Source organism: Mesorhizobium sp. B2-3-10 (assembly GCF_006442275.1).
Taxonomy (GTDB): domain Bacteria; phylum Pseudomonadota; class Alphaproteobacteria; order Rhizobiales; family Rhizobiaceae; genus Mesorhizobium; species Mesorhizobium australicum.
Genome location: NZ_VFVT01000003.1, coordinates 441632 through 467199, shown reverse-complemented (window position 1 = coordinate 467199; position 25568 = coordinate 441632). Strand labels below are relative to the sequence as shown.

Below are 25568 nucleotides of genomic sequence, written 5' to 3'. Positions count from 1 at the left end.
CAGGGCCATGTTTATTCGCGCAGGCGAGGCCACTACAAGTGAGCGTAGCTTAGCTACAGCCGACCACCGGCCGGCCTCCGACCCAAACAGTGGCAATATTGGCCCGTGCCGCATTGAGCACGATCTTCTGAAAGACGTCGTCGAGCGTATCGTCGGCGCCGTTGACATGGATGTTCGAGGCGCTCGCCTTGGTGTCGATCAGCAGCGCGTCGAATTCGTGTCCGACGCGAAAACTGCCGGTCGGCAGGTCGAGCGCTTCCGCGCCTCCCGCGGTCGCCAGCCAGAACGCTTCCTGATGCGTGATCGGCTCGCCGGGCGCGCCGCGCTCCTTTGCCGGCAGGCCGGCATGCACGCCGCTCTGCAATGTTCTCGAGGCCGACAGCGCGTTCCGGCAACCGTCGAACAGCGATGGGCTGTAGCCGCCTGAAATATCGGTGCCGAGCCCGACATGCATGTGCCGGTCGAGCGCCTCGCGAAGCGGAAACACTGCATTGGCGAAGTAGACGTTGGACAGCGGGCAATGAGCGACGCCGGCGCCCTTCTCCTTGATCAGGTCCATGTCCTGCCCATCGATGAAGTTCGAATGCGCCAGGATCGTATGACGGGTGAGCAGGCCGAAACCATCGAGGCTTGCCGCATCCGTTTGGCCGAAGCGCGCTTCCACGAACTGCTTTGCCCAATCGCTTTCGGAGCAATGGGTCTGCACGTGGCAACCGAACTCTTCCGCGAGTTCGCCCAGCCCCTGCAAGGCCGCGTCGGTGCAGCTTGGAATGAAACGCGGCGTGATCACCGGCTGGACAAGCGGCCTCTCGCCCGGATCCAATGACATGACGGCCTCGATGAAGCGCCTGGTATCCGAAACAGCGCTTGCCGCATCGGCATCGCGATAGAAGGGCGGACACTGTTCGGGGTCGTCCATCACCACCTTGCCGACCAGGGCACGCTGGCCTTTCTCAAGACATGTCTCGGCGAGCGCCACGCTCGCCTCGACATGGACGGTGGCGAAATAGAGCGCGGTGGTGGTGCCGTTGGCGAGCAGATTGTCGACCAGATCAGCATAGACCGCGCGAGCATAGTCCAAATCCGCATAGCGGGCCTCGAGCGGAAAAGTGTATTTCCACAGCCAGACTTCGAGCGGCACGTCCAGCGCCTTGCCCATCTGCGGCCATTGCGGCGCATGAATGTGCAGGTCGACGAGCCCCGGCAGCAGGAACTGCCCCTCGCCAAGTTTCACCAGCCTGCCCGCCCGGCGGGCATCGCTTATCGTGGCCGTGTATTCCGGGTGGCCGGGCGCCAGGATCTCGGCGATGCGCCCCTGTGCATCGACGCAGAACAGGTGCTCCTCCAGCACCTCCAGCCTGCCGCGCTCAGGCGTATGGAAGGCGGTGCCGAGCAGCACGAAAGGATCTGCCGTCATATCGTCGCTCCGGTGCTGCTGGCGGGCGGGGCTGCCAATGCGTGGCCTAGAAGAAAACAGTTGGCAAACATTTCCGCCGCTGTCCTTTGCCGCCGACTGATCCCATGATCGGCCGGGGATTTCCAGAGGGGACATCATGGAACGCGTTGCGCCAGAAATCAGTTTGATCGCCCAGCCGGACGATCCGTTGCCCCTGGGCAAGGCCGCCCTGCTCGGCCTCCAGCACGTGCTGGCTATGGACGTCTATATCGTGCCGTTCATCATCGCGTCGGTGCTTGCCTTCAGCGTCGGCGACGCCGGCGCCTTCATCCAGTCGGCCTTCGTGGCGGCAGGCATCGCAACCCTGATCCAGTCGCAGTTGCTGATGCGGCTGCCCGTCGTCCAGGGACCGTCCTTCGTCCCGATCGGCGCGGTGCTGGCGATTGCCTTTGGCGCCGGCGGCGGCCTGCCGGGCCTGTCGGCCGTGATCGGCGCACTCATTCCGGGCGCCATACTGGTCATGCTTCTGGGATCGCCGACAAAGCTCTTCCACCGCCTCGTCAACCGCTTCGTGCCGTCCATCGTCGGCGGCGCCATCATCATCGTCGTCGGCGTCGCGCTGATGCCGGTGGCACTGAAGGAGAGCGTCTTCGCTGTCCACGGCACCGCCACCGTCGGCGGCAACATCGTCCTCGCCTTCGTCGCCGCGGCGGTCCTTGTCGGCTGCATGCTGATCGGCATGGCGCTTGGCGCGAAAGGCGCATGGCTGCGCCTGCTGTCCGTGATCATCGCGCTTGTGGCTGGCAGCGTGGCCGCCGCCTTCATGGGCCAGCTCGACATGACGGGCGTTTCCGCCGCGACCTGGTTTTCCATGCCGCGCATCGCCTTCCTCAATCTCGATGTCACCTTCTCCTGGTCGGCGACGCTGACCATGCTGATCGTCTACATCGTCGTCCTGGCCGAAACCACCGGCACCTGGTTCGCGGTCGGTGCCGTCATCGACAAGCCGCTCTCGGACGAGCAGCTCGACCGGGGCGCCACCGGCGAAGGCCTTGGCTGTCTGATCAGCGCGCTGCTGTGCAGCACGCCGGTCACCGGCTATTCGTCCAACGCCGGCATCATCGCCATCACCGGCATCGCCAGCCGTGCCGCTTTCGGGGCGGCCGGCATCTTCCTGGTGCTGTTCGGGCTGATCGGCAAGCTTTCGGCGGTCATCGCCTCAATCCCGGGGCCGGTCATCGGCGGCGTCTTCGGAGTGCTTTGCGTCGTCATCGCCATGAACGGTTTTCGGGTGGTGCGCGGGACGCCGCTGACCGAACGCAACATGCTGGTCATCGGCCTGCCCATCCTGATGGCGCTGTTCGCCACGCTGGTACCGCCGGATTTCGTCAAGACGCTGCCCGATATCGTGCAGTACATTCTGGGCTCATCCATCGCCTTCGGCGCCGTCTGGGCGATCGTCCTGCACCAGATCCTGCCGAACGCCCGCTAGGCGATCGGAGGCGCCGCGGCTGGCCCCTACTGCCGCCGCGGGCCCGATCGCGCCGGCTGGCTCACCAGAAAGGGCTTGACCAAATCGCCCGCGGCCTGCATCCGGGTTTGCCGATCCATACGGATCGCGCGTTCTGCAGGGATGCCAGACCATGACCGGCAAGACATGGGCCTATGAGGACTTCGTCGAGGGGATCTCGTTCGATCTCGGCACCAAACAGGTGAGCGCGGCCGAAATCATCGAGTTCGCCAGCGAGTTCGATGCCCAGCCGATGCATCTCGACGAGGGGGCCGGCAAGGCGAGTATCCTGGGCGGCCTCTCGGCTTCAGGCTGGCACACCTGCGCCATGTTCATGCGCATGCTGTGCGATGCCTTCCTGCTGGACTCCACCTGCCAGGGCGCACCAGGAGTCGATCAGGTCAAATGGAAGAAGCCGGTGCTCGCCGGCGATACGCTGCGGGGCAGCCTGGTGGTTCTGGCCAGGCGCCTGTCGAAATCGAAGCCGCAACTCGGCTTCGTGACCATGCGCAGCGAACTGGTCAACCAGCGCGGCGAAAGCGTCTTCGAGCTCGAGAACTCCGTCATGTTCCTGACGCGCGACGCGGGGAATGCGGCATGACGCTCGACGAATTCTTCCGCATCGGCACCACGGTGACGCTGGGCTCGCACAGATTCGAGCCCGAGGCGATCAAGGCGTTCGCCCGCAAATACGACCCGCAGATCTTTCACATCGACGAAGAGGCCGCGAAGAAGAGCGTGCTCGGCGGCCTCTGCGCCTCCGGCTGGCATACCGCCGCCACCTGGATGAAGCTGAACCTGGAGAGCCGCCTGGACGCCGAAGGCTGGGACGGCCCGGTGCCCGAATTCGGCCCCTCGCCCGGATTCAAGAACCTGAAGTGGCTGAAGCCCGTCTTTGCCGGGCAAACCATCACCTTCACGCGCACGGCGCTGTCCCACCGCCCCATCGCGTCCCGCCCCGGCTGGCGGTTGCTGGCGCTCCTCTGCGAGGCCACTGATTCGACCGGCGGCAAGGTGCTGGAGTTCGAAAGCGCGGTGCTGGTGAAGGTGGAGTAGTCTCTTCCTTCGCCCCGTTTACGGCGTGGCCGAAGGCGGATGAGGGCGGCACCCGCGCTGGTTATCGTGTTGCCTCCCTGCCCTTCGCTATCGCTCCGGGCGTTCGAGATCTTTGAAAGGTCCACTGGACCTTTCAATTTGCCTTCGGCAAACCGGTCTCAAACCCCCTCGAACCCGATCAGCGTTCGCACCGGCACGCCGAGCGCTTCGAGCTTGGCGCGCCCGCCCAAATCCGGCAGGTCGATGACGAAACAGGCGGCGAGAATGTCGGCGCCGATCTGGCGCAGCAGCTTGACCGCCGCTTCAGCCGTGCCGCCGGTGGCGATCAGATCGTCGACCAGGATCACCTTCTCGCCGGGCGCGACGCCGTCCTTGTGCATCTCCATCTCGTCCAGCCCGTATTCCAGGCTGTAGGCGACGCGCACGGTCTCATAAGGCAGCTTGCCCTTCTTGCGGATCGGCACGAAGCCGGCCGAGAGCTGGTGAGCAACGGCGCCGCCCAGGATGAAGCCGCGCGCTTCGATGCCGGCGATCTTGTCGATCTTCTGCCCGGCATAGGGATGCACCAGCTCGTCGATGGCGCGGCGGAAGGCGCGCGCATTGCCGAGCAGCGTGGTGATGTCGCGAAACAGGATGCCGGGCTTGGGATAGTCCGGGATGGTACGGATCGAGGCCAGCAGCGTGTCTTCGAGAGAAGGTTTCATGAAGCGGCTCCGAATGATCCGGCTGACAAAGTGAAACGGCGCGGGGCCGATCGTAACCCGGCGCGACCGACAACGGCTAGCGCGATGTGGCGACCGAGACAAGCGCATCCGGCAAAGGAATTGACTACGGGCTGGGAGCAACCACCAGGCGATTTTCCTCCTGTTGGGCGCAGCCACGAAAAAGGGGCGCCCGAAGGCGCCCCGCTCGAACGGATGGCTATCGGCCAAATCCTACATGCCGAGATCGGAACGAAGCTCCGCCCTGGCCACATCGTACTCGGCCTTGAAGTCATCCCGGTTGAGCAGGACGGCGGCGATGACGCTGCCGGAAATCTTGCCCATCTCGACGTCGGACGGATAGTGGATGCCGCCGACGATGCGGTTGTGGGCGAACTCGGCCGCGCGCGCCATGATCTCAGCACGCCTTTCCGGAACCATGTCGGACAGGATGATGCCCATCATCGTGCCGACGGTCGCATGGCCGGACGGCCAGGAACCGGAGCTCGACAGCTTGACCACCGGCTTGACGAGATCGCTGAGCTGGTGCGGACGCGGGCGCTTCCAGACATCCTTGGCCGGATCGACGACGGCGCCTTCGGTCTCCACCACGCGATCGAAGAAGGCGCTGAATTTCGGCAGCTTGTCCTTGTTGAAATTCGGTCCCATGACATCGGCGAAACGCCAGACGTTTTCCTCGGCGTCGGCGATGGCGCGGGCTTCCATCTCGGGTGTGCGCGTGACCTGCATGGTCAGCACTTCGCCAAGCTCGGCCTTGGTCTCAGCCGAATCATTGGCCGGCGGCGGCGGCAGGATCATCGTCAGGTCGACATCCTTGTTGGTGATAAATGGTTTTGCGTCTTCGGCGCGGGCCGCGGAACCAACGACGAGCAGCAGCAGGCCTGCCGCAAGCGATGCGTATCTTTTCATGGGCGTGATCCTTTGATGAGAGCGCCGCAGGATCGCGATGTGTGGTGACGGCCATGTGACACCGCCGAGACGTGGAGGCGCAATCCACTCAAAAAGCAGAAAGGGCACCTCGCGGCGCCCCATGTTGTACACTGAACGGCCCAGGGCCTTTGAGATTCAGGTCAGGCCGAATCGAAAACGATGGTTTCCGAGAACCGGAGCGGAGCGTACTTGAAGTACGTGAGCACCGGAAGCCATCGTTTGCAGACCGGCCTCACCTGAAGATCAACAGGCCTAGTGCGCGACGGCTTCCCACACCTTGCGCTTGGTCAGGTAGACCAGGGCGCCGAACAGAAGCAGGAACACCAGCACGCGGAAGCCCATCTTCTTGCGGTCTTCCATGTGCGGCTCGGCAGCCCATGTCAGGAAGGCAGCCACGTCGCGGGAATACTGGTCGATGGTCTGCGGCGAGCCGTCGTCATAGGTGACCTGGCCGTCGGAGAGCGGCTTGGGCATCTTCAGCGACACGCCGGACATGAAGTACGGGTTGTAGTGTGTGCCTTCGGGGATGACCATGCCGGCGGGCGGGGTCTGGTCGTAGCCGGTCAAGAGCGAATGGATGTAGTCGGGACCACCGGCATCATACTGGGTGAAGATATCCAAGACGAACTGCGGGAAGCCGCGCTCGACGCCGCGCGCCTTGGCCAGCAACGACATATCCGGCGGCGCCGCACCGCCATTGGAGGCAGCGGCGGCTTCCTCATTGGCGAATGGGGCCGGGAAATGGTCGGACGGCTTGCCGGGACGGTCGAACATGTCGCCGGCATCGTTGGGGCCATCATGGATGGTGTATTCGGCTGACAGCGTCTTGATCTGCGCGTCGCTGTAACCGAGGTCCGAAAGCGTGCGGAACGCCACCAGGTTCATCGAATGGCAGGCCGAGCAGACTTCCTTGTAGACCTTCAGCCCGCGCTGCAACTGCGCCTTGTCATAGGTGCCGAACGGGCCGGTGAAGCTCCAGCTCATTTCCTTCGGCTCGTTGATCGGGAAATGCGTCGGTGCCGCCGCGTTGTGCGCCTCTTCGGCCGCGAACGCCCAAGTGCCTGCAACTCCGGTGCCGGCGGCCACGAGGCCGACCAGCGCAAGCGAGGTGAGAATCTTTTTCATGCCAAATCCCCTTAGATTCTCTACCGCTCAGCCCTTGGTCTCAGGCGCTGCCGTGGCGCCCGCCGGATGCCCGCTGCCACCCTTGTTCTTTTCGAGCACCGCCTCGGTGATCGAGTTCGGCAGCCTGCGGGGTGTCTCGATCAAGCCGAGCACCGGCAGCGCGATCAGGAAGAAGGCGAAGTAGAACAGCGTCGCCATCTGCGCCATGAACACATAGCTGCCTTCCGCCGGCTGCGAGCCCAGCCAGCCCAGCAGGATAGCATCGGCCACGAACAGCCAGAAAAACAGCTTGTACCAGGGCCGGTAGACCGCCGAGCGCACCTTGGAGGTGTCGAGCCACGGCACCAGGAACAGCATGACGATGGCGCCGAACATGCACAGCACGCCGCCGAGCTTGGAATTGATCGGCCCGATGTTGAACGTGATGGCGCGCAGGATTGCGTAGAACGGCAGGAAGTACCATTCCGGGACGATATGGGCCGGCGTCTTAAGCGGGTTGGCGACCGTGTAGTTGTCCGGATGGCCGAGATAGTTCGGCAGGTAGAAGACGAAGTAGGCGAAGACGAACAGGAACACGATCATGCCGAACGCGTCCTTGATGGTCGCGTAGGGCGTGAAGGCCACGGTATCTGTCTTCGACTTGACCTCGATGCCGGTCGGGTTCGACTGGCCGACGACATGCAGCGCCCAGACATGCAGAACGACGACGCCGGCAATCATGAACGGCAGCAGGTAATGCAGGGCGAAGAAGCGGTTCAGCGTCGGATTGTCGACGGCGAAGCCGCCGAGCAGGAGCTGCTGGATCCAGTCGCCAACCAGAGGAATGGCGCTGAAGAAGCCGGTGATGACAGTGGCGCCCCAGAAGCTCATCTGCCCCCATGGCAGCACATATCCCATGAAACCGGTCGCCATCATCAGGAGGTAGATGATGCAGCCGAGAATCCACAGCAGCTCGCGCGGCGCCTTGTAGGAGCCGTAATAGAGGCCGCGGAAGATGTGCAAATAGACGGCGATAAAGAAGAACGAGGCGCCGTTGGCGTGCATGTAGCGCAGCAGCCATCCGGAATTCACGTCGCGCATGATCTTTTCGACCGAACCGAAGGCGAGATTGGTGTCGGCCGTATAGTGCATGGCCAGCACGATGCCGGTCAGGATCTGCGCCACCAGCATGATCGCCAGGATGCCGCCGAAGGTCCACATATAGTTCAGGTTGCGCGGCACCGGATAGGCGATGAAGCTGTCATAGACCATCCTGGGCAGCGGCATGCGGGCGTCGAACCAGCGTTCGATACCGGTCTTCGGCGTGTAGGTCGAGTGTCCCTCGCTCATCGAAATATCCCCTGCCTCAACCGATAAGGAGTTTGGTGTCGGAAACGAATTTGAATACCGGAATCGCCATGTTCTCCGGCGCCGGGCCTTTGCGGATGCGGCCGGCCGTGTCGTATTGCGAACCGTGGCACGGGCAGAACCAGCCGCCGAAATCGCCTTCCTGGCCGAGCGGGATGCAGCCCAGATGGGTGCAGACCTGAACCATCACCATCCAGGCTTCCTTGCCTGGCGTGGTGCGGTTGGCGTCGGTCGCCGGCGCATCGGACGGCAAATTGGCGTTGCGGGCAATCGGATCCTTGAGATCGGAGAGGCTGACGGCCTCTCCGTCCTTCATTTCCTTCTCGGTCCGGTTGCGCACCACGACCGGCTTGCCGCGCCACTTGACGATCAGCGAGCTGCCAGGCGCCAGCGAGGAGACATCGACCTCGACCGAAGCGAGCGCCAGCGTCGAGGCATCAGGGCGCATCTGGTCGATGAACGGCCAAGCCACGGCACCGGCGCCGACCACGGCGGCCATGCCGGTGGCGACGTAGAGAAAATCTCGACGATTGGGATCGTGGATGTCGGTTGCGCTCACGGGTGCCTGATCCTTTCGCCTCTTCCGCGCCGGTGGCCGAGCCTTGTTCCCCGCTCAATCACGCCAACCCGACAGCGCATGGCGAACAGGCTAGCGAATTCCTCCGGCATTTGGACTTCGGTTTATGCGTGAAGCCCGTTTTTGTCCAGACGGGTGAAGGCACAAGGGCAGATTGTCGCGGGGACAAAATCCCCTCGTGTCCGGCGGGACGGCGAATGGCTGCAAAGGGCGGCTAAACAACCGGGAAATATCAGCAAAATCCAAGGCTCCGGCTTGCCTCGACACAGGGCGCCGGTGTGATCTATCCTCCTTCGCATGGCGCACGTCATCGATCGCGAGCAATGGGCTGTTCGTTCCGACCACTGGAAGGGCGAACTGCAGTGCGGTGCCTACGGCTCAAACTCCTGCCTGATCTTCAATCACCTGCCCGACGTCGGCGGCGGCCCGCGGCTGCACGCCCATCCCTATGCGGAGATCTTCATCATCCGCCAGGGAACCGGCCTCTTCACGGTCGGTGACCAGGAAATCGAGGCTTCGGCGGGGCAGATCCTGATCGTGCCGCCTAACACGCCGCACAAGTTCACCAATCTCGGTCCCGGTCCGCTGGAAACGACCGACATTCACGAAAACGGCAGCTTCATCACCGAATGGCTGGAGTGATTTCTAAAAACTGATTTTACGCGGCGCCCAGCCTCACTAGAACCGCCCTGGGGATATTGTATTCGCGGATCACGGCGTCATGCTTGCGAAGGCCGCACAGTTCGCGCTGGATGAAATAGGCGTGAACGGCCACGGCAGCCTCCTTGAGCAGACGGGGGCGCAACTCATCGTCCCCGTTATCGCGCAACCTGACCAAGGTTTCTTCGACGCGCTGGCCGGCCCGCCCGAGCGCCGCCGCCTTCTCTGCCAGGATTTCATGGCCAAGCGCGTCGAAGGCCGCGTCGGCGGCCGACGTGCCGGCAAGATGGGATGGCGGACGCAAGGACATTTCAGTTCCCTTTCCTGAACACCATGCGATGGGTAACGAATTCTTCGCCCTCCACGCGCTGAAAACCAAGCCGTTCATAGAAAGCGAAGGCTTCTGGCGGCGCGCGGGTGTTCAACACGGTGAAATACTGGCGGGCTCGGTCGATCACGATCTCGACCAGCGTTCGGCCAAGGCCGGCGCGACGGTGACGCGCGCTGACGAACAGGTGGCGGACCCGGCCGTGGTCCCTGCCCTCGAAATAGGGATCGATGTTCAGCCCGCAGACACCGGCGAGTTCGGCGCCATGCCAGGCTCCGAACAGCGCCTCGCCCCGCTTCAGGAACTTGTTGCGGCCGCTTGCCCAGCCATCGCCCAGACGCACCAGCATCCAGTAGCCTTCCAGCCGGCTCTCTTCCTTCAGCATGTCGAAGGCCGCCACGGTTGGCCGCAAACGCTTGAGCGTGTAGCCGATCTCTGGGCCGATCTCCGGACTGAGCTCTGCCGATCCACCCACGCGCCTACTCCGCCGGCCGCGTCTCTTCCAGCACGCTTTCCTCGTGATAGAGGAACCCGCCGGACTGGCGCTTCCACAGCCGGGCATAAAGCCCGTCGAGCGCCACCAGTTCGTCATGTGTGCCTTGCTCGACGATGCGGCCGCCGTCGAGCACCACCAGGCGGTCAAGTGCCGCGATCGTCGACAGCCGGTGGGCAATCGCGATCACGGTCTTGTTCTCCATCAGCCGCGTCAGATTCTCCTGGATCGCCGCCTCGATGTCGGAATCGAGCGCCGACGTCGCCTCGTCGAGGATCAGGACCGGCGCGTCCTTGAGGAAGACGCGGGCGATCGCCACGCGCTGGCGCTGGCCGCCCGACAGTTTCACGCCGCGCTCGCCGACAAAGGCTTCGTAGCCCTGGCGGTCCCTGTTGTCGCGCAAGGTCAGGATGAATTCATGGGCCTCGGCTTTTTTCGCCGCCGCGATGACCTGCGCGTCGGTTGCGTCGGGCATGCCGAGCTTGATGTTGTCACGCAGCGAACGGTGGAACAGGGCCGTATCCTGGCTGACGACGCCGATATTGGCGCGCAACGAATCCTGCGTTACACCAGAGACGTCCTGGCCATCGATGGTGATCTGGCCGCTTTCGAGATCGTAGAGGCGCAGGATAAGGTTCGCCAGCGTCGTCTTGCCGGCGCCCGAAGGCCCGACCAGCCCGACCTTCTCACCCGGCTTGACGATAAGGTTGATGCCGTTCAGCACCCCAAACCCCTTGCCGTAGTGGAACTCGACATTTTTTACTTCGATGCGCCCACCCGCCACGACCAGTTCCCCGGCGTCCGGTGCATCGGTCAGGCCGAGCGGCTGCGAGATCAGCGCCTTGGAGTTCTCCAGCACGCCGAGATTCCGCAAGATGCCGTTCATCTGCATCATCAACCGGCCGAGCAGCATATTGAGCCGCAGCACCAGGCTGAGCGTGAAGGCGACCGCCCCGACCGTGATCGAGCCCTCGACCCAGAGATAAACGGCAAAGCAGCCGATCGCCGTGATCATGATGCCCGACAGCGTCGTCAGCGCCATGCGCACGCCGGTCAAGCGGCGGGTGAAGGGCCGCAATGCGTCGAGATAGATGTCGAAGCCGTTCCTGATGTAGCGATCGTCGCCATCGGCCGCGAACAGTTTCAGCGTCTGCACGTTGGAGTAGGAATCGACAATGCGGCCATTGATCATGGAGCCCGCCTCCGCCGTCGCTTCGGCGTGCTTGCGGATTGCCGGCAAATAGCGCTTCGCCAGAAAGCCGAAGGCGGTGATCCAGACCACCACGAGTGCCGCCAGCCTGAGGTCAAGCCCGGCGACCAGCGCCAGCGTCGTCACCGTATAGACGACCATGAACCAGACGACCTCGATGAAGCTTTCCATCAGGTCGCCCGTCGCCTGTCCGGCTTGCCAGACTTTCGTCGCGATGCGGCCGGCAAAATCGTTCTGGAAGAAGGCGTAGGACTGGCGCGAGACGTGCCGGTGCGCCTGCCAACGCACCAGATTGTAGAAGCCGGGCGTGATCGTCTGTTCGTCGACCAGCGCCGACAAGGCGACGACCACGGTGCGGATGATCAGCACCACCGCGACCATGAACACCAGTTCGGGTCCGGCGGCGGTCCACAGCGCGTGCCAGCTCCGTTCGCCGGGCAATTGGTCGAGAATATCGACCAGCCGTCCGACGAAATAGAACAGCCCGGCCTCGACGAGCGGCGCGATGCCGCCGATGACCAGCATGGCGAAGAAGGCGAACTTCGCTTGCCCGACATAGTGCCAGAGGAAGCCCGTAACGCTGGCCGGTGGCCGAAGATTCGCCGGCTCCCTGAACGGGTAGACCCAGGTCTCGAACCAGCGGTAGACGGCTGTCATCATGCGGCGGCCATCATTCTGCGGCTTGCCCCTTTGCTATTGCGTCATTGGCGGCTTCGACTGGGACGTCATCGAGCAGGAACCCACCCGACTGGCGCTGCCAGAGCTGCGCGTAGAGCCCGCCTCTGGCGACCAGTTCCTCGTGTGAGCCTTCCTCGATGACGCGACCCTGGTCCATCACGACGAGCCTGTCCATCGCCGCGATGGTCGACAGCCGGTGCGCGATGGCGATGACGGTCTTGCCTTGCATGAGCTTGTAGAGGTTCTCCTGGATGGCGGCTTCCGCCTCGGAATCGAGCGCTGACGTCGCCTCGTCAAGGATAAGTATGGGCGCGTCCTTCAACATAACGCGAGCAATGGCGATGCGTTGCCGCTGACCGCCGGACAGTTTGACGCCGCGGTCGCCCACATAGGCATCGAACCCCTTGCGTCCATGATGATCCGAAAGTCCTGATATGAAATCCATCGCCTCGGCCCGCCGCGCCGCCTCGAGCAGCATCTCGTCGGTGGCATCGGGCCGGCCATAGAGGATGTTCTCGCGCACCGAACGATGCAGCAGCGAGGTGTCCTGCGTGACCATCCCGATCTGGGCGCGCAGCGAATCCTGTTTCATGCCGGCGATCTCCTGGCCGTCGATCAGGATCCGGCCGCTTTCCAAGTCGTAGAAGCGCAAGAGGAGATTGACCAGCGTCGACTTGCCGGCGCCCGAGCGGCCGACAATGCCGACCTTCTCGCCCGGCTTCACCGCCAGCGACAGGTTTTCGATGACGCCCTTCTGCTTGCCGTAATGGAAGCGGATATCCTCGAAGCGGATATCGCCTTTGGAAACGATGATCTCCTTGGCATCCGGCCTGTCCTCGACAAGGCGCGGCAACGAGATCGAGGCAATGCCGTCCTGCACCGTGCCGATATTCTCGAACAGGCTCGACATTTCCCACATGATCCACTGCGACATGCCCCACATCCGGAGCACCAGGCCGATGACCACGGCGACCGCACCGATCGTCACCACTTGCCCCATCCACAGCCACAGCGAGATGGCGGTGACCGAGAACAGCAGCAGCGCGTTCAGTATGTAGAGCGAGCCGAACAGCAGTGTCACCAGCCGCATCGACCGGTAGACCGTGTCGAGGAAGCCCATCATGCCTTCCCTGGCGAAGGCGGCCTCGCGGCGTGAATGGGAAAACAGCTTGACCGTCTGGATGTTGGTGTAGCTGTCGACGACGCGACCGGTCATGGTCGAGCGCGCATTGGCCTGCTCTTCGCCGACCTTGCCCAGTCGCGGGATGAAAAAGCGCAGCAGCAGGATGTAGCCGACCATCCAGACGCCGAGCGGCGCGGCCAGCCGCCAGTCGGCCGAACCCACGATCAACAGCATGCCGAGGAAATAGACGACGACGTAGTTCAGGACGTCGATCACCTTGATGACGCATTCGCGCACGGCAAGCGCGGTCTGCATCAGCTTGGTGGCGATGCGGCCGGCGAACTCGTCCTGGTAGAAGCTCATCGATTGCTTGAGCAGGTAGCGGTGCACCTGCCAGCGGATGCGCATCGGGTAATTGCCCATCAGCGTCTGCTGGTTGAGCAGGGAATGCAGCCAGACCGTGCCGGGCAGCGCAAACAATACGATGAAGGCCATGCCGGCGAGCTTCCAGCCCTCCGTCTGCAGGAAGGTCTCGCGGTTCTGCCCCGACAGCCAGTCGACGATGCGGCCGAGGAAGCCGAACATCCACACTTCCGCGATGGCGATGGCCGCGACCAGCACCGCATCGACAAGAATATAGGGCCATGCCCCGCGCGTATAATGCAGGCAGAAGGCAACAAGCGTCTTGGGCGGCTCGACCGGTTCCGCGGCCGGGAAGGGATCGAGCTTTCTTTCAAACCAGCTAAACAACAACATAGGTCACGCCTGTGAGATCTGTTTTCCGCTTACGCGGCTTGGCGGCGTACGAAGTCCTCGGACCGCATGGCATCGAGGGCCGACGCTCCGGAATCATCCGGAGCGTCGGCCCTGTTTCGCGCTATATAGGGGTTCGCCGGCTTTTCGCCGACAGCCACCTTTGTCGATCCTGACGACATGGCGCCACCAGTCCGGTTTTTCGCGCCTGGCCGGATCAGCCGGATGATCCGGCGCACCAGCGACGGACGGCTCGGATCGGGTACCGCGCGCGAGAAATCGACATCCGGCAGCATGCCGCGATGTGGACGCCGGCGTACTTCGGCATGAACCGCCGACGAATAGGTGTCGCCGATCAACAGCGCCCAAGCCACCACCTTCGGGTGTTGCAGGCTCCTCGAGCCCGGTATTCTGTAGGGATCGAACATCGGTCCGTCCTCCGTGTTGAAATAGAGATAAAAAGGATGATCGACGTCGTGCCGCGGGATCGGCAGCGGATCAGTCGGAACGCGTTGGGACGGGGCCATCGGCCCCTTCGGCAGCTTGAAAAACATCGCGGGATTCCTTCGAAGACCAGGGTATGGTTTCGGCGGAAATCGGTGCGGAAGTGTCTAAAAGATCAGGAGAAACGTCGTACCGAAACCGCCAGGGCGCAAATAAGCCCACAGGTGGGGCGCTGGATGTACATGGCCATCATGAATTACCCCTCCATCGGTTCGGGTTGACAATGCTGGTCGTATACCCGACTTCGAAAAAAATGGCCACCCGCAGGTCCAGGAATTTCCAAAACCAGGAAGCTGCTGTGGCCGATCTGCCACTTATTAGAAGGACGCGGAAGTGAACCCTGGTCTCCGCATCGCGCTCTACCAGCCTGACATTGCCGGCAATACCGGGACAATCCTGCGCTTCGCCGCTTGCCTCGGCCTCGGCGTCGACATCATCGAGCCGGCCGGCTTTCCGCTCTCCGACAAAGCGCTCAAGCGCGCCGGCATGGACTACCTTGAAATGGCTGCCCTGACCCGGCATGTCGACTGGGACGCCTTCGAGGAGTGGCGCAAGGCCCGCGCGGATCGCCTGGTGCTGCTGTCGACCAAGGCTACGACTACCTACACCGACTTCAGCTTCACCGACCGCGACATCCTCCTGTTCGGTCGCGAATCCGCGGGCGTGCCGGATCCAGTCCATCAGGCGGCGGATGCGCGGCTGACCATCCCGATGCAGCCCGGCGCGCGCAGCATCAACGTCGCCCTTTCCGTGGCCATGGTGGCGGGCGAAGCCGTCCGGCAACTCCGATAGGGGATCGTCGGCAGCGCCGTCAGCGGTGATTTTTGCCCAGGCGCACATCCGCCTTCTCCTTTGGCTTGCACAGTCAGGCTTTCTTGGCTACAAGCTCAACTTAACTTGAGGTCAAGCGGAAAGTGCGAAAATGGCGCCGGTAACGGAATTGACGGTCGGCCAGGTGGCCGCGCGCAGCGGCGTGGCTGTGTCGGCACTGCATTTCTACGAGGCCCGCGGTCTGATCCGCAGCCATCGCACGGCAGGCAACCAGCGGCGCTACGGCCGTGACGTGCTGCGCCGGGTGGCCATAATCCGGATTGCCCAGGAGGTCGGCATCTCGCTCGCGGAAATCGGTGCCGCGCTTGAATCATTACCTGAAGGCCGCACGCCGACGCGCGAGGATTGGAATCTGCTTTCAACGGCTTGGCGCGATAGCCTCGACCAGAAAATCAGCCAGCTAAGGAAGCTGCGCGACGGCTTGACCGACTGCATAGGCTGCGGCTGCATGTCGATCGACAAATGCCCGCTTCGCAATAAGGGGGATCGGCTGGCAAGGGAGGGAACGGGCGCGAGGCGCCTGCTGGCCGAGCGCTAATCCGCGGCTGGCAGCCGCCTTATCGTGAACTCGATCAGATCGCCCGGGCGTTCGAACCAGCTTTCGATCTCGGTCCAGTAGGCCTGCTTGGGGAAACGCTCGAACCACTCCTTGGCCTTGAGGCGCGCGTCCGAACGCGGCAGCACGAAGGTTTCACGCAAAAAACCGTCGCGCGGCATGCGTGCGCGCTCGGCCCGGCTTTGATCGAGCCTTTTCTTCAGGCCATCCAGCGGCGGTCTTGCCGGGGTGCGCACGAAACAACTCCTTGCACCTGGCGCATGACCCCGAAATCGGGATCGGGTTCGGAAAGGATCATGCGCGAAACCAAAGTGACTTGACCCTATCCCTTAAGAGATTAGGGATCGCGCCCGGAAAAGACGAGTCTTTTGTCGACTCACCGCCCCGCAACCGGAGACGGCACTTGGAACGACCTGAAATACCGGCGGGGCTGCCTGCCGACATCGAAGAAAAGAAGATGAAGGCCCGGCTTTGGTTCGAGGCGCTACGCGAGCGCATCTGCGGCGCTTTCGAGCAGATCGAGCAGGATCTCGGCGGGCCGCTGGCTTCGTGGTCACCGGGCCGTTTCGAAAAGACGCCCTGGGAGCGCGATCACGGCAAGGGCGGTGGCGGCACCATGTCGATGATGCACGGCCGCGTCTTCGAGAAGGTCGGCGTCCACACTTCGACTGTTCATGGCGAGTTCTCGCCCGAGTTCAGGAAGCAGATGCCCGGCGCCGAGGAAGACCCGCGCTTCTGGGCATCGGGCATTTCACTGATCGCGCACCCATGGAACCCCAACGTTCCGGCCGTGCATATGAACACCCGCATGGTGGTGACCTCACGCCAGTGGTTCGGCGGCGGCGCCGACCTGACGCCGGTGCTCGACCGCCGCCGCACCCAGGATGATCCCGACACGATAGCCTTCCAGCGTGCCATGCAATTCGCTTGCGAGAAGAATGCCGCCGTCGCCGACTATCCGAAATTCAAGGCCTGGTGCGACGAGTACTTCTTCCTGCCGCACCGCAACGAGCCGCGCGGCACCGGCGGCATCTTCTTCGACTACCTGCATCCGGAAGAAGAGAAGGGCGGCTGGAATGCCAATTTCAACTTCGTCCAGGATGTCGGGCGCTCTTTTCTCGTGGTCTACGGCCACCTCGTGCGCGCCAACTTCAACGAGAACTGGACCGATGGCGACCGCGACGAACAGCTCGTTCGCCGCGGCCGCTATGTCGAATTCAACCTTCTTCACGATCGCGGCACCATCTTCGGGCTGAAGACCGGCGGCAATGTCGCCTCGATCCTGTCCAGCCTGCCGCCGGAGGTGCGCTGGCCATAAAAAAATTGTGAGCGCGATGTGAGGCCGCATTGATGTCCCATTGTTCGAATCTGGGAGCGGAATGTGACGCAATGAATATCTTTTTCGTCTAATATCCATCTGAAAAAGCTGGGTTATTTATCGCATTCGGGTCGGGAAGCGCCGGTGGTTTGCCTGAGGGCAATTCCAGGAAAATGCGGTTTTCCCTTCGGAATTGCGTCGGAACAGGCGAACCGCGACTCGACGCGACCGGACGGCCCGAAGACGATGCGGATCATCTTCGTCAAAGGATGGCCGCTTTCCCAGGAGTATATCAGCATGAGAAAGATCATTGTTTCCGCTGCCGCGGCTGCCTTTCTTGCTTCCGGTTCGGTGGCGTTCGCCGCCGTCAAGCACACCACCGGAACGGTCAAGAGCTTCGATGCGACGGCCAAGAGCCTGGTTCTCGACAATGGATCGTCTTTTACGCTTCCCCAAACCTTCAAGGATCCTGGCCTGAAGGTCGGCGAGAAGGTCAGAATTTCGTGGGACATGAGCGGCAAGGACAAAGTTGCCGAGGCAGTCAAGATCGTGAAGTGACGGCCTGCCCGCCGGGCTAGCGTAAGAGGGCGGAGCAGCGCTGCTCCGCCCTTTCACCGTTGACCGCAACCAATATCACACCATCTGTGTTATGGTTCTCACCCCCGCCCATGATCGGAAAAGTCGGATCATGAGCCAAAAAAGTACCGGAGCCTCGCAGGCTCCACGGAGGAAAAGGAGAAATCCGATGAAGGAATTTCACTGCGGGTCGCTGGTTCCCGGCTGTGAGTGGCATACTCGTGCCGGCGAGGAGGCCGAAGTGATGCGCCGTGCCGTCGAGCATATGCGTGAGACACATGGCGAAACGACCATCCGCGAGACGATGATCGAGGCTATCCGCTCCCGAATTGAGAAGGTCCGCGACGCGGCCTGATCCTCATCAGCCTTCAAGTGCCTCCGCGGCGCGCTTGATCAGTGCGTCGCGATCGGGCGTGAAACTCGCATCGATCCATTCCGCTTCCAGGTTCTTGAGGATCTCGCCGAGCTTCGGCCCCGGGGTTGCGCCGAGCGCGGTCAGATCGGCGCCTCGTAGCGGAAATTCGGGCCTTTTCCATTTGAGCGCAAAGGAAAGCAGGCGCGAAAAGCCGCCGGCTTCGAGCAGCGCTTCATTGTCTTCGACGGCCCGCACCCGCGCCGCGGCGAGCGAAAGCCGCAGGCGGTCGACAAATCCTTGGCGGTCGCCGCGATAGAGCCGTTTCGCCAATTCGCCCTCGGTCGTCTTCGGTTCGACGGCGGTTGCCATGGACCAATGGCGCAGGCGATCCGCCTCGGCGGTCGAGAATTTCAGCCGCTCCGCAAGCGTCTTCATGCGCGCCGCATCCGGCGGCACCATCGCCTCCAGCCGCAGCATCGGATCCACTGCCCAGCCCAGATCCTTCTCGGCTCTGGTCAATCCGTGGATCGCATCGATGCCCCATTTCTCGCTTTCTGACAGCGCGGCGGTCAAGACACCGGCCTGCCGCATCCATAGCAGCGCCCGCGAGGGATCGGGTGCGGACAAAAGCTTTTTCAGTTCGGACCAGATGCGCTCCGCCGAGAGTTGGGCGAGGCCTTCCTTCAACCGGGCGCAGGCCTTCAGCCCCTCGGCGTCGGGCCGGCCTTCGCCATACCAGGCGAAGAAGCGGAAGAAGCGCAGGATGCGCAGATAATCCTCACGGATGCGTGCCTCCGGATCGCCGATGAAGCGCAGCCGGCGCGCCTCGATGTCGGCGATGCCGCCGACAAGGTCGACAACGCTGCCATCGGCCTCCGCATAAAGCGCGTTGATGGTGAAGTCGCGCCGCTCGGCGTCGAGCTTCCAGTCGCGCCCGAACGACACCCTGGCACGACGGCCATCGGTCTCGACATCGGCGCGCAAGGTGGTGATTTCATAAGGTTTGCCATCGGCGACCACCGTGATGGTGCCATGCTCGATACCGGTCGGCACCGCTTTGAAACCTTCCGCCTCGGCGCGGCGAATGGTTTCCCGCGGCAGGCAAGAGGTTGCTATGTCGATGTCGGTGACAGGCTGGCCCATCAGCACGTTGCGTACGGCGCCGCCGGCGATGCGCGCCTCTTCACCGCCTTCGGTGAGCGCGCCAAGCAGGCGCTGCAGACGCTTGTCGAAGAGCCAGTCCGCCCTGCCCGCGATCGAAACACTCACGCATAGAGCCTTTCATACAGTGTGCGGATGATCCCGGCGGTGACACCCCAGATGCGCCGGTCGCCATAGGGCATGTCGTAGAAGAACCATTCGAGATCGTTCCAGATGCGGCTGTCGCGCTTGTGGTTGGCCGCGTCCATCAGGAAGCGCAGCGGCACTTCGAAGGCGGCGTCGACCTCATCCGCGTTCAGGGTCAGCTGGAAATGTGGCCGCACGATGCCAAGCACCGGCGCGATGCGATAGCCGCTGCCGGCGACGTAATCGGGCATCCGGCCGATGATCTCGATGCGATCCTGGCCAAGGCCGATCTCCTCGAAGGTCTCGCGCAGCGCCGCCGCTTCCGGGCTTGCGTCGGTCGCATCGATCGTGCCGCCCGGGAAAGCCACTTGCCCGGAATGATTGCGGAGTTTTTCGGCCCGTTTGGTCAGCAGAACCGTCGCCTCGCCGTCATTGTCGACCACCGGGATCAGCACCGCGGCGTTGCGCAGCGGCTTGCCAGGGTTGAGGCGTGGATGGCCGGGATTGAAGCGGTGATCGCCATAGTCGCCGCCGGCATGCGCCTCCGGCTGCGCGGCAAAGCGCGCGCGAAAATCCGCCGACGAAAACGGCGCCGGAGAGACCTGGTCCATCATTCGCTCAACCGCTTCAACTGATCGGCCGGCATGATCGGAAACACGGCGTTCTTGGAGCGCACCGAAAACATCGTCATGCCGTCGATTTCGATCTCCTCGCCATGCCCGACCAGTTCGTACATGACCGGCCGCGCCACAAGCGCCTCCAGCCTGCCGCGCACCAGCAGATACGGCTTCAAACCGCCGGTCCCGTTCTCGTCGACGAAGCGCAGCGGCCGCTCCGGTCCGGCCTCGATCACGTCGCCGACATTGGTGCGGAAGGTGATGACCTGATCCTCGCCTTCGCCCGAAACATCCATCTCGACGGCGACGAAGGGCGCATCGGCGACGCGGATGCCGACCTTTTCCACCGGCGTCACCAGATAGGTCCTGCCGTCGGCGTCCTTGCGCAGCACGGAGGAGAAAAGCTGCACCAGCGGCATGCGGCCGATCGGCGTGCCCAGGTAGAACCAGGTGCCGTCGGCCTTGATCTCCATGTCGAGATCGCCACAAAAGTCGGGATTCCAGCGCTCGACCGGCGCCCCGCCCTTGCCTGCGCGAGCCGCGCGCGAGATCAACGCCTCGAGGCCCCGAGCCTCGGTGGCCTGCGTAAGGCTTTGTTGGCGATGTTCGTGGTGTTCGCTCATCGTCACGAAATAGTCACTGTTGTTCCGCTTGTCAGCCTAAGTCTGTGATTTAAGTTCAACCATAGGCGCTCCGCGAGGCCGAATCGCGGCAGTCTATGGTATGGTGCGGGCCAGCATTTCCAAACCATGGCATTTCCAACCAAAGGGTCGATGCGGCATGAGCGTGATGGTCAAGGAAAGCCCGATCAGCGAAACGGACATGGTCGCCGAGGCCGAGAAGGCACTTGCCGACATCTCCAGGATCCGTGACGGGGTTGGCCGGGTGATCTTCGGCCAGGAGAACGTCGTCGAGCGTACGCTGGTGGCGCTGCTGGCCGGCGGCCATGCGCTTCTGGTCGGTGTGCCGGGCCTCGCCAAGACCAAGCTGGTGGAGACGCTGGGCGTCGTGCTGGGGCTCGATTCGCGCCGCATCCAGTTCACGCCCGACCTGATGCCGTCCGACATCCTCGGCTCCGAGGTCATGGAGCAGGACGAGACCGGCAAGCGCTCGTTCCGCTTCATTTCCGGGCCGATCTTCGCCCAGCTGCTGATGGCCGACGAGATCAACCGCGCCTCGCCGCGCACGCAGTCGGCGCTGCTGCAGGCGATGCAGGAATATCATGTCACCATTGCCGGCGCGCGCTACGACCTGCCTTCCCCCTTCCATGTGCTGGCGACGCAGAACCCGCTGGAGCAGGAAGGCACCTATCCGCTGCCCGAAGCCCAGCTCGACCGCTTCCTGATGCAGGTCGATATCCTCTACCCCGAAATCGAGGCCGAGCGCCGCATCCTGTTGGAAACCACCGGCGTCGAGGACGCGAAAGCCCAGAACGTGCTGCAGCCGGCGCGGCTGAAGGAGATCCAGACACTGATCCGCCGCATGCCGGTACCCGAAAGCGTCGTCGAGGCGATCCTTACCCTGGTGCGCTCGGCGCGTCCGGGCCAGGGCAATGCCGACACAGACAAGCATGTCGCCTGGGGCCCGGGCCCGCGCGCCAGCCAGGCGCTGATGCTGTGCACCAGGGCCCGCGCGCTCTACGACGGACGCCTGGCGCCCTCGGTCGACGATGTCAGGGCGCTGGCCGAGCCGGTGCTGCAGCATCGCATGGCGCTGACCTTCGCCGCCCGCGCGGAGGGCACCAGCGTGCGCGACGTGGTGGCGAAACTTGTGAAAGGCATTTGATGGCGCGTATCGGCGAAGTCCAGGCCCCGGCAGCGACGCGCGATGCGCTCGCCCGAGGCCGGTTGCGGGCTTCGCTGGTTCCCGACCTGCTGGTCGAGGCACGCCGTATCGTCAACACCGTGATCGCCGGCTGGCATGGCCGCCGCAAGCGCGGCATCGGCGAGAATTTCTGGCAGTTCCGGCCCTATGTCGAAGGCGACGCCTCGCGCATCGACTGGCGCCGCTCGGCCCGCGACGACCACACCTATGTGCGCGACCGTGAATGGGAAGCCGCCCACACCGTCTGGCTGTGGGCCGACCCCTCGCCGTCCATGCTCTACAAATCGACGGGAGCCGGCGTTTCCAAGCAATCGCGCGCGCTGGTGCTAACCTTGGCCATGGCCGAGCTTTTGTCACGCAGCGGCGAACGCATCGCCTGGCCTGATCTGACCGATCCATTCACCGCCCGCAACGGCGCCGAGCGCATCGCCGCCCAGCTCATGCATGCCGGCGAACTGCCGGCAAAACCCGATCTCTCCAACATCAGGCGCTTCTGCGACATCGTCATCGCCAGCGATTTCCTCGACCCCGTCGAGGAAACCATGGCCTGGCTCGACGTGCTCGCCCGCCATGGCGTGCGCGCCCATCTGATCGAGGTTGCCGACCCGGCCGAGGAAACCTTCCCCTATGCCGGCCGCACCGAGTTCACCGATCCCGAGACCGGCGACAAGCTGACCGCCGGCCGCGCCGAGATGCTGGCCGATGAATACCGCCTGCTCTACACCGCTCGCCGCCAGGAGCTGGCCGGCTGGTGCAAGCGGCTTGGCTGGAGCTTTACCGTCAACCACACCGACCGGCTCGCGTCCGACGCGCTGGTGCGCCTGCACATGGCGATGACCGCCGATGGCGGGCATGCCGGTATCATTGCCGGCGATCAGCCCAGGCTGATCGCCAAGGGCGATCAGCCTGGAAAGGCGGTCGCATGAGCTGGCTGCCGCTCTCCTTCGGCGCTCCGATGGTGCTGTGGGGCCTGCTGGCGCTACCGGTGATCTGGTGGCTGCTCAGGCTCACCCCGCCCAAGCCGCAGACCGAGGTGTTCCCGCCGCTGAAGATCCTGGCCCGCGTGCTGAGGCGTGAGGAAACCCCGCAGCGCAGCCCCTGGTGGCTGACACTGCTCAGGCTGCTGATGGCCGCCCTCGTCGTCGCGGCATTGGCCGAACCGGTGTTCAACCCGCGCGAAAAGCTGCCGGCCGAGGGTGCCGCGCTTGCCCTGGTCATCGACAATGATTGGGCGAGTGCCGCCGACTGGAACAAGCGCGTCGCCACCGCCGAGCGGCTGATCAAGGACGCCGGCTCGAACGGCGTGCCTGTTATCATCGCCTTCACCGCCGAAAAGCCCAATGCCGAGATCGGCCCCTTCGATGCCGCCGCCGCGCTCGACCGGCTGCGCGCCGCCAGGCCGCGGCCGATCCCCACCGACCGGCCCGCCGTCTATGCGCGCGTCGCCGGCATGCTGGAAACCTTGCCTGGCGCCAGCGTCGCCGTGCTGGCCGATGGCCTGGCGGCAAAGGGCGACGAGGCCGCCTTCAACACGCTGTTGTCGAAAAATGCCGCCCGAATCGTCTGGGCGGTGGCCGACCGGCTGTCGCTGACTGGCCTGACATCAGCCGAAAACCAGGTTGATGGCTTTGGTTTGACCGCCATCCGCGCGCCCGGCGACCCCGCCCCGGCGCAGGTCACCGCCGGCGCATTCGACGACAAGGGCCGCCGCATCGCCGATGCGACCCTAACCTTCGCGCCGGGCGAAGCCACGGCCACTGGCACCATGGCGGTGCCGTTCGAATTGCGCAACGACTTCGCGTCGATCGCGCTCGATGGCGAACGGCATGCAGGTGCCGTGCGCGTGCTCGACGAAAGCTCCAAACGCCGCCGCGTCGGGCTGTTGTCGCAAGCCGAGGCCGACCAGGCGCAGCCGCTTCTGTCGCCGCTCTACTATATCAGGCGCGCGCTGCAGCCCTTCGCCGATCTGGTCGAGCCCTCCAGCGCCGATCTCGCCGACGCCATCCCGCAGATCCTCGACCAGAAGCCGGCGATGATCGTCATGGCCGATATCGGCACCATTCCCGCACAGGTCCGGCAAAGACTGGTCGACTGGGTCGACAATGGCGGCACGCTCGTGCGTTTCGCCGGCTCGCGGCTGGCCGCCGCCGGCAATGACGACGATTTGCTGCCGGTCCGCCTGCGCACCGGCGAGCGTTCGCTCGGCGGCGCGCTGTCATGGACCTCGCCGCAGCCGGTCACCGAATTTCCCAAGGCCGGCCCGTTCGCCGACCTGGCGCCGCCGACCGAGGTCACGGTGACCAGGCAGGTGCTGGCCGAACCGACACCCGACATCGTCGAGCGCACCTGGGCGGCCCTCGCCGACGGCACGCCGCTGGTGACCGGGCTGAAGAAGGGCAAGGGCACGCTGGTGCTGTTCCATGTCACCCCCGAGGCGACGTGGTCGAACCTGCCGATCTCGGGCAGTTTCGTGGAGATGCTGCGCCGCATCGTGCAATTGTCGCGCAACCAGGGCGCGGCGATCGCCAATGCCGAAGCCGCAGCCACGTCGCTGGCGCCCTATCGGATGATCGCGGCCGACGGCTCGCTGGTGCCGCCGACACCGGATGCACGGCCGCTGGTGCCGGGCGCAGGACCACTGCCGGTCACCTTCGAGAACCCGCCTGGCCTCTACGGCTCGGAAACCGGCGTCTTCGCCCACAATCTGCTCGACGCCTCAAGCACCTTCGCCCCGCTGGCGCGCCCGCAAGTGACGGTCCCGGTTACCACCGTCCAGTACGCCTTCGATGAATCGCGCAACCTGAAGGGCGCGCTGGTCGCGGCGGCTCTGTTGCTGATGCTGCTCGACACGCTGGCGGTGTTGTGGATGGGCGGCCTGTTTTCGCGCCGGCCCCGCCGTGCCGGTGCGGGCGCCACCACAGCCGCTGTCTTGATCGCGCTTGGCGCACTGTTCGGCCATGCCGATGTCGCGCGCGCCGATGATGCCAAGCCGGGCGACCAGGTTGCTATCGAGGCGATTTCGAAAACCCGCATCGCTTATGTGCTGACAGGCGTCCCGGGTGTCGATTCGATCAGCCGCGCCGGGCTCGAGGGTCTGACCCGCTTCCTGATCGAGAAGACCGCCTTGGAACCGGGGGCGCCGGCCGGCGTCGACATTTCGAAGGACGAACTGTCCTTCTATCCCCTGATCTACTGGCCGATCGATCCGGCGGCACCGATGCCAAGCCAGGCCGCGATCGCCCGCATCGACGCCTATATGCAGCAGGGCGGCACCGTGCTGTTCGACACCCGCGATCAGTTCGCCAACGGCATCGGTGCCGATTCCACCAGCCCGGCGACCGAGCGGCTGCGCGACATCCTCGGCAACTTGAACGTGCCGCCACTGGAGCCGGTGCCGTCGGACCATGTGCTGACCAAATCCTTCTTCATCCTGCCCGAGTTTCCCGGCCGCTTCGCCGGCAGCCCGCTCTGGGTCGAGGCATCGCTCGATGCCAGCAATGCCGACAACCGGCCGGTGCGCACCGGTGACGGCGTATCGCCGATCATGATCACCGCCAATGATTTCGCCGGCGCCTGGGCGGTCGACGAGAATGGCGATCCGCTGCTGCCGACCGTGCCGAACGATCCGATGCAGCGGGTCTACGCGCTGCGCGCCGGCGTCAACATCATGATGTACATGTTGACCGGCAACTACAAATCCGACCAGGTGCATGTTCCCATCCTGCTCGAACGGCTGGGACAATAGGATGATTTTCTTACTCCCCACCGTGGTCAACTCTCTCCACAACGGAG

The 25568-nt window shown here is 63.9% G+C and carries 27 protein-coding genes; 12 read left to right on the top strand and 15 right to left on the bottom strand.

What is annotated here, in order from left to right:
- Window positions 1–49: 49 nt before the first annotated feature.
- Entirely contained in the window at window positions 50–1417 is a 1368-nt protein-coding gene (gene guaD, locus FJ943_RS11935; RefSeq protein ID WP_140721695.1) for a guanine deaminase, read from the bottom strand.
- A gap of 136 nt (window positions 1418–1553) precedes the next feature.
- Between guaD and FJ943_RS11930 the strand changes: the two genes are divergently transcribed.
- From FJ943_RS11930 to FJ943_RS11920, 3 genes are all read left to right on the top strand, one after another.
- Window positions 1554–2888 (top strand): solute carrier family 23 protein, encoded by a 1335-nt coding sequence (locus FJ943_RS11930; protein ID WP_015316080.1) that lies wholly within the window; start codon window positions 1554–1556, stop codon window positions 2886–2888.
- A gap of 151 nt (window positions 2889–3039) precedes the next feature.
- Entirely contained in the window at window positions 3040–3507 is a 468-nt protein-coding gene (locus FJ943_RS11925) for a MaoC family dehydratase (protein WP_140721692.1), read from the top strand.
- Complete coding sequence (locus FJ943_RS11920; RefSeq protein WP_015316078.1) at window positions 3504–3962, top strand: MaoC family dehydratase; 459 nt, start codon at window positions 3504–3506, stop codon at window positions 3960–3962. Before FJ943_RS11925 ends, FJ943_RS11920 begins: the two co-directional genes overlap by 4 nt.
- 158 nt (window positions 3963–4120) lie before the next feature.
- Here the strand turns inward: FJ943_RS11920 and FJ943_RS11915 are convergent, their stop codons facing one another.
- The 5 genes from FJ943_RS11915 to petA form a co-directional block, all read right to left on the bottom strand.
- Complete coding sequence (locus tag FJ943_RS11915; RefSeq protein WP_015316077.1) at window positions 4121–4666, bottom strand: adenine phosphoribosyltransferase; 546 nt, start codon at window positions 4664–4666, stop codon at window positions 4121–4123.
- A 231-nt stretch (window positions 4667–4897) separates the two neighbouring features.
- A complete protein-coding gene (locus tag FJ943_RS11910) occupies window positions 4898–5593 on the bottom strand; it encodes a phosphatase PAP2 family protein (RefSeq protein WP_015316076.1) in 696 nt (231 codons plus the stop codon).
- Window positions 5594–5866: 273 nt separating this feature from the next.
- Window positions 5867–6739, bottom strand: a complete 873-nt coding sequence (locus FJ943_RS11905; RefSeq protein ID WP_140721689.1) for a cytochrome c1 — start codon at window positions 6737–6739, stop codon at window positions 5867–5869.
- A 27-nt stretch (window positions 6740–6766) separates the two neighbouring features.
- A complete protein-coding gene (locus FJ943_RS11900; RefSeq protein ID WP_015316074.1) occupies window positions 6767–8068 on the bottom strand; it encodes a cytochrome b N-terminal domain-containing protein in 1302 nt (433 codons plus the stop codon).
- A gap of 16 nt (window positions 8069–8084) precedes the next feature.
- A complete protein-coding gene (petA, locus tag FJ943_RS11895) occupies window positions 8085–8645 on the bottom strand; it encodes a ubiquinol-cytochrome c reductase iron-sulfur subunit (RefSeq protein ID WP_140617687.1) in 561 nt (186 codons plus the stop codon).
- Between the two features lie 315 nt (window positions 8646–8960).
- Between petA and FJ943_RS11890 the strand changes: the two genes are divergently transcribed.
- Window positions 8961–9305, top strand: coding sequence for a cupin domain-containing protein (locus FJ943_RS11890; protein WP_140617686.1), 345 nt, complete (start codon window positions 8961–8963; stop codon window positions 9303–9305).
- A 16-nt stretch (window positions 9306–9321) separates the two neighbouring features.
- On the opposite strand, the gene FJ943_RS11885 is transcribed toward FJ943_RS11890, so the two are convergent.
- From FJ943_RS11885 to FJ943_RS11865, 5 genes are read right to left on the bottom strand one after another with little or no spacing between them, the layout of a single operon-like run.
- On the bottom strand, window positions 9322–9633 hold the full coding sequence (locus FJ943_RS11885) for a DUF6665 family protein (RefSeq protein ID WP_140721686.1): 312 nt from the start codon (window positions 9631–9633) through the stop codon (window positions 9322–9324).
- 1 nt (window position 9634) lies between these two features.
- Entirely contained in the window at window positions 9635–10126 is a 492-nt protein-coding gene (locus tag FJ943_RS11880) for a GNAT family N-acetyltransferase (RefSeq protein WP_246671858.1), read from the bottom strand.
- Between the two features lie 4 nt (window positions 10127–10130).
- Entirely contained in the window at window positions 10131–12014 is a 1884-nt protein-coding gene (locus tag FJ943_RS11875) for an ABC transporter ATP-binding protein (RefSeq protein WP_140721683.1), read from the bottom strand.
- A 10-nt stretch (window positions 12015–12024) separates the two neighbouring features.
- A complete protein-coding gene (locus FJ943_RS11870; protein ID WP_140617682.1) occupies window positions 12025–13911 on the bottom strand; it encodes an ABC transporter ATP-binding protein in 1887 nt (628 codons plus the stop codon).
- Window positions 13912–13940: 29 nt separating this feature from the next.
- A complete protein-coding gene (locus FJ943_RS11865; RefSeq protein WP_181174537.1) occupies window positions 13941–14462 on the bottom strand; it encodes a hypothetical protein in 522 nt (173 codons plus the stop codon).
- A gap of 283 nt (window positions 14463–14745) precedes the next feature.
- On the opposite strand from FJ943_RS11865, the gene FJ943_RS11860 reads away from it, so the two are divergent.
- Entirely contained in the window at window positions 14746–15204 is a 459-nt protein-coding gene (locus tag FJ943_RS11860; RefSeq protein WP_140721680.1) for a tRNA (cytidine(34)-2'-O)-methyltransferase, read from the top strand.
- Between the two features lie 130 nt (window positions 15205–15334).
- Window positions 15335–15781: a redox-sensitive transcriptional activator SoxR gene (gene soxR, locus FJ943_RS11855; RefSeq protein ID WP_140721677.1), complete on the top strand. Its 447-nt coding sequence runs from the start codon at window positions 15335–15337 to the stop codon at window positions 15779–15781.
- Here soxR and FJ943_RS11850 read toward each other — a convergent pair.
- The gene (locus FJ943_RS11850; RefSeq protein WP_023770299.1) at window positions 15778–16035 is read right to left on the bottom strand and encodes a hypothetical protein; all 258 of its coding nucleotides are present in this window, start codon (window positions 16033–16035) and stop codon (window positions 15778–15780) included. The two genes, soxR and FJ943_RS11850, sit on opposite strands and share 4 nt — an antisense overlap.
- Window positions 16036–16202: 167 nt before the next feature.
- Between FJ943_RS11850 and hemF the strand changes: the two genes are divergently transcribed.
- The 3 genes from hemF to FJ943_RS11835 all read left to right on the top strand — a co-directional run bounded on the left by hemF (window position 16203) and on the right by FJ943_RS11835 (window position 18048).
- Complete coding sequence (hemF, locus tag FJ943_RS11845; RefSeq protein WP_140617679.1) at window positions 16203–17117, top strand: oxygen-dependent coproporphyrinogen oxidase; 915 nt, start codon at window positions 16203–16205, stop codon at window positions 17115–17117.
- 297 nt (window positions 17118–17414) lie between these two features.
- Window positions 17415–17675, top strand: coding sequence for a DUF1344 domain-containing protein (locus FJ943_RS11840; protein WP_015316062.1), 261 nt, complete (start codon window positions 17415–17417; stop codon window positions 17673–17675).
- 187 nt (window positions 17676–17862) lie between these two features.
- The gene (locus tag FJ943_RS11835) at window positions 17863–18048 is read left to right on the top strand and encodes a DUF1059 domain-containing protein (protein WP_015316061.1); all 186 of its coding nucleotides are present in this window, start codon (window positions 17863–17865) and stop codon (window positions 18046–18048) included.
- A 6-nt stretch (window positions 18049–18054) separates the two neighbouring features.
- Here FJ943_RS11835 and FJ943_RS11830 read toward each other — a convergent pair whose 3' ends face one another.
- Genes FJ943_RS11830 through FJ943_RS11820 form a run of 3 tightly spaced genes read right to left on the bottom strand, consistent with a single transcriptional unit; the run spans window position 18055 to window position 20575 of the window.
- Window positions 18055–19317 carry a CCA tRNA nucleotidyltransferase gene (locus tag FJ943_RS11830; protein ID WP_140721675.1) on the bottom strand — a complete coding sequence of 421 codons (1263 nt, stop codon included), beginning with the start codon at window positions 19315–19317 and terminating at the stop codon, window positions 18055–18057.
- On the bottom strand, window positions 19314–19946 hold the full coding sequence (locus FJ943_RS11825; protein WP_140721672.1) for a CoA pyrophosphatase: 633 nt from the start codon (window positions 19944–19946) through the stop codon (window positions 19314–19316). The genes FJ943_RS11830 and FJ943_RS11825 overlap by 4 nt, the downstream gene beginning before the upstream one ends.
- Window positions 19946–20575, bottom strand: coding sequence for a DUF1285 domain-containing protein (locus FJ943_RS11820; RefSeq protein WP_140721944.1), 630 nt, complete (start codon window positions 20573–20575; stop codon window positions 19946–19948). The genes FJ943_RS11825 and FJ943_RS11820 overlap by 1 nt, the downstream gene beginning before the upstream one ends.
- Window positions 20576–20732: 157 nt before the next feature.
- Here FJ943_RS11820 and FJ943_RS11815 point away from each other — a divergent pair, with 157 nt between their 5' ends.
- The 3 genes from FJ943_RS11815 to FJ943_RS11805 are packed head-to-tail and all read left to right on the top strand — an operon-like array spanning window position 20733 to window position 25521.
- A complete protein-coding gene (locus tag FJ943_RS11815; protein WP_023770308.1) occupies window positions 20733–21737 on the top strand; it encodes a MoxR family ATPase in 1005 nt (334 codons plus the stop codon).
- Complete coding sequence (locus FJ943_RS11810; RefSeq protein WP_140617678.1) at window positions 21737–22702, top strand: DUF58 domain-containing protein; 966 nt, start codon at window positions 21737–21739, stop codon at window positions 22700–22702. The genes FJ943_RS11815 and FJ943_RS11810 overlap by 1 nt, the downstream gene beginning before the upstream one ends.
- Entirely contained in the window at window positions 22699–25521 is a 2823-nt protein-coding gene (locus tag FJ943_RS11805) for a DUF4159 domain-containing protein (protein WP_140721669.1), read from the top strand. Before FJ943_RS11810 ends, FJ943_RS11805 begins: the two co-directional genes overlap by 4 nt.
- The last annotated feature ends 47 nt before the right edge of the window (window positions 25522–25568 follow it).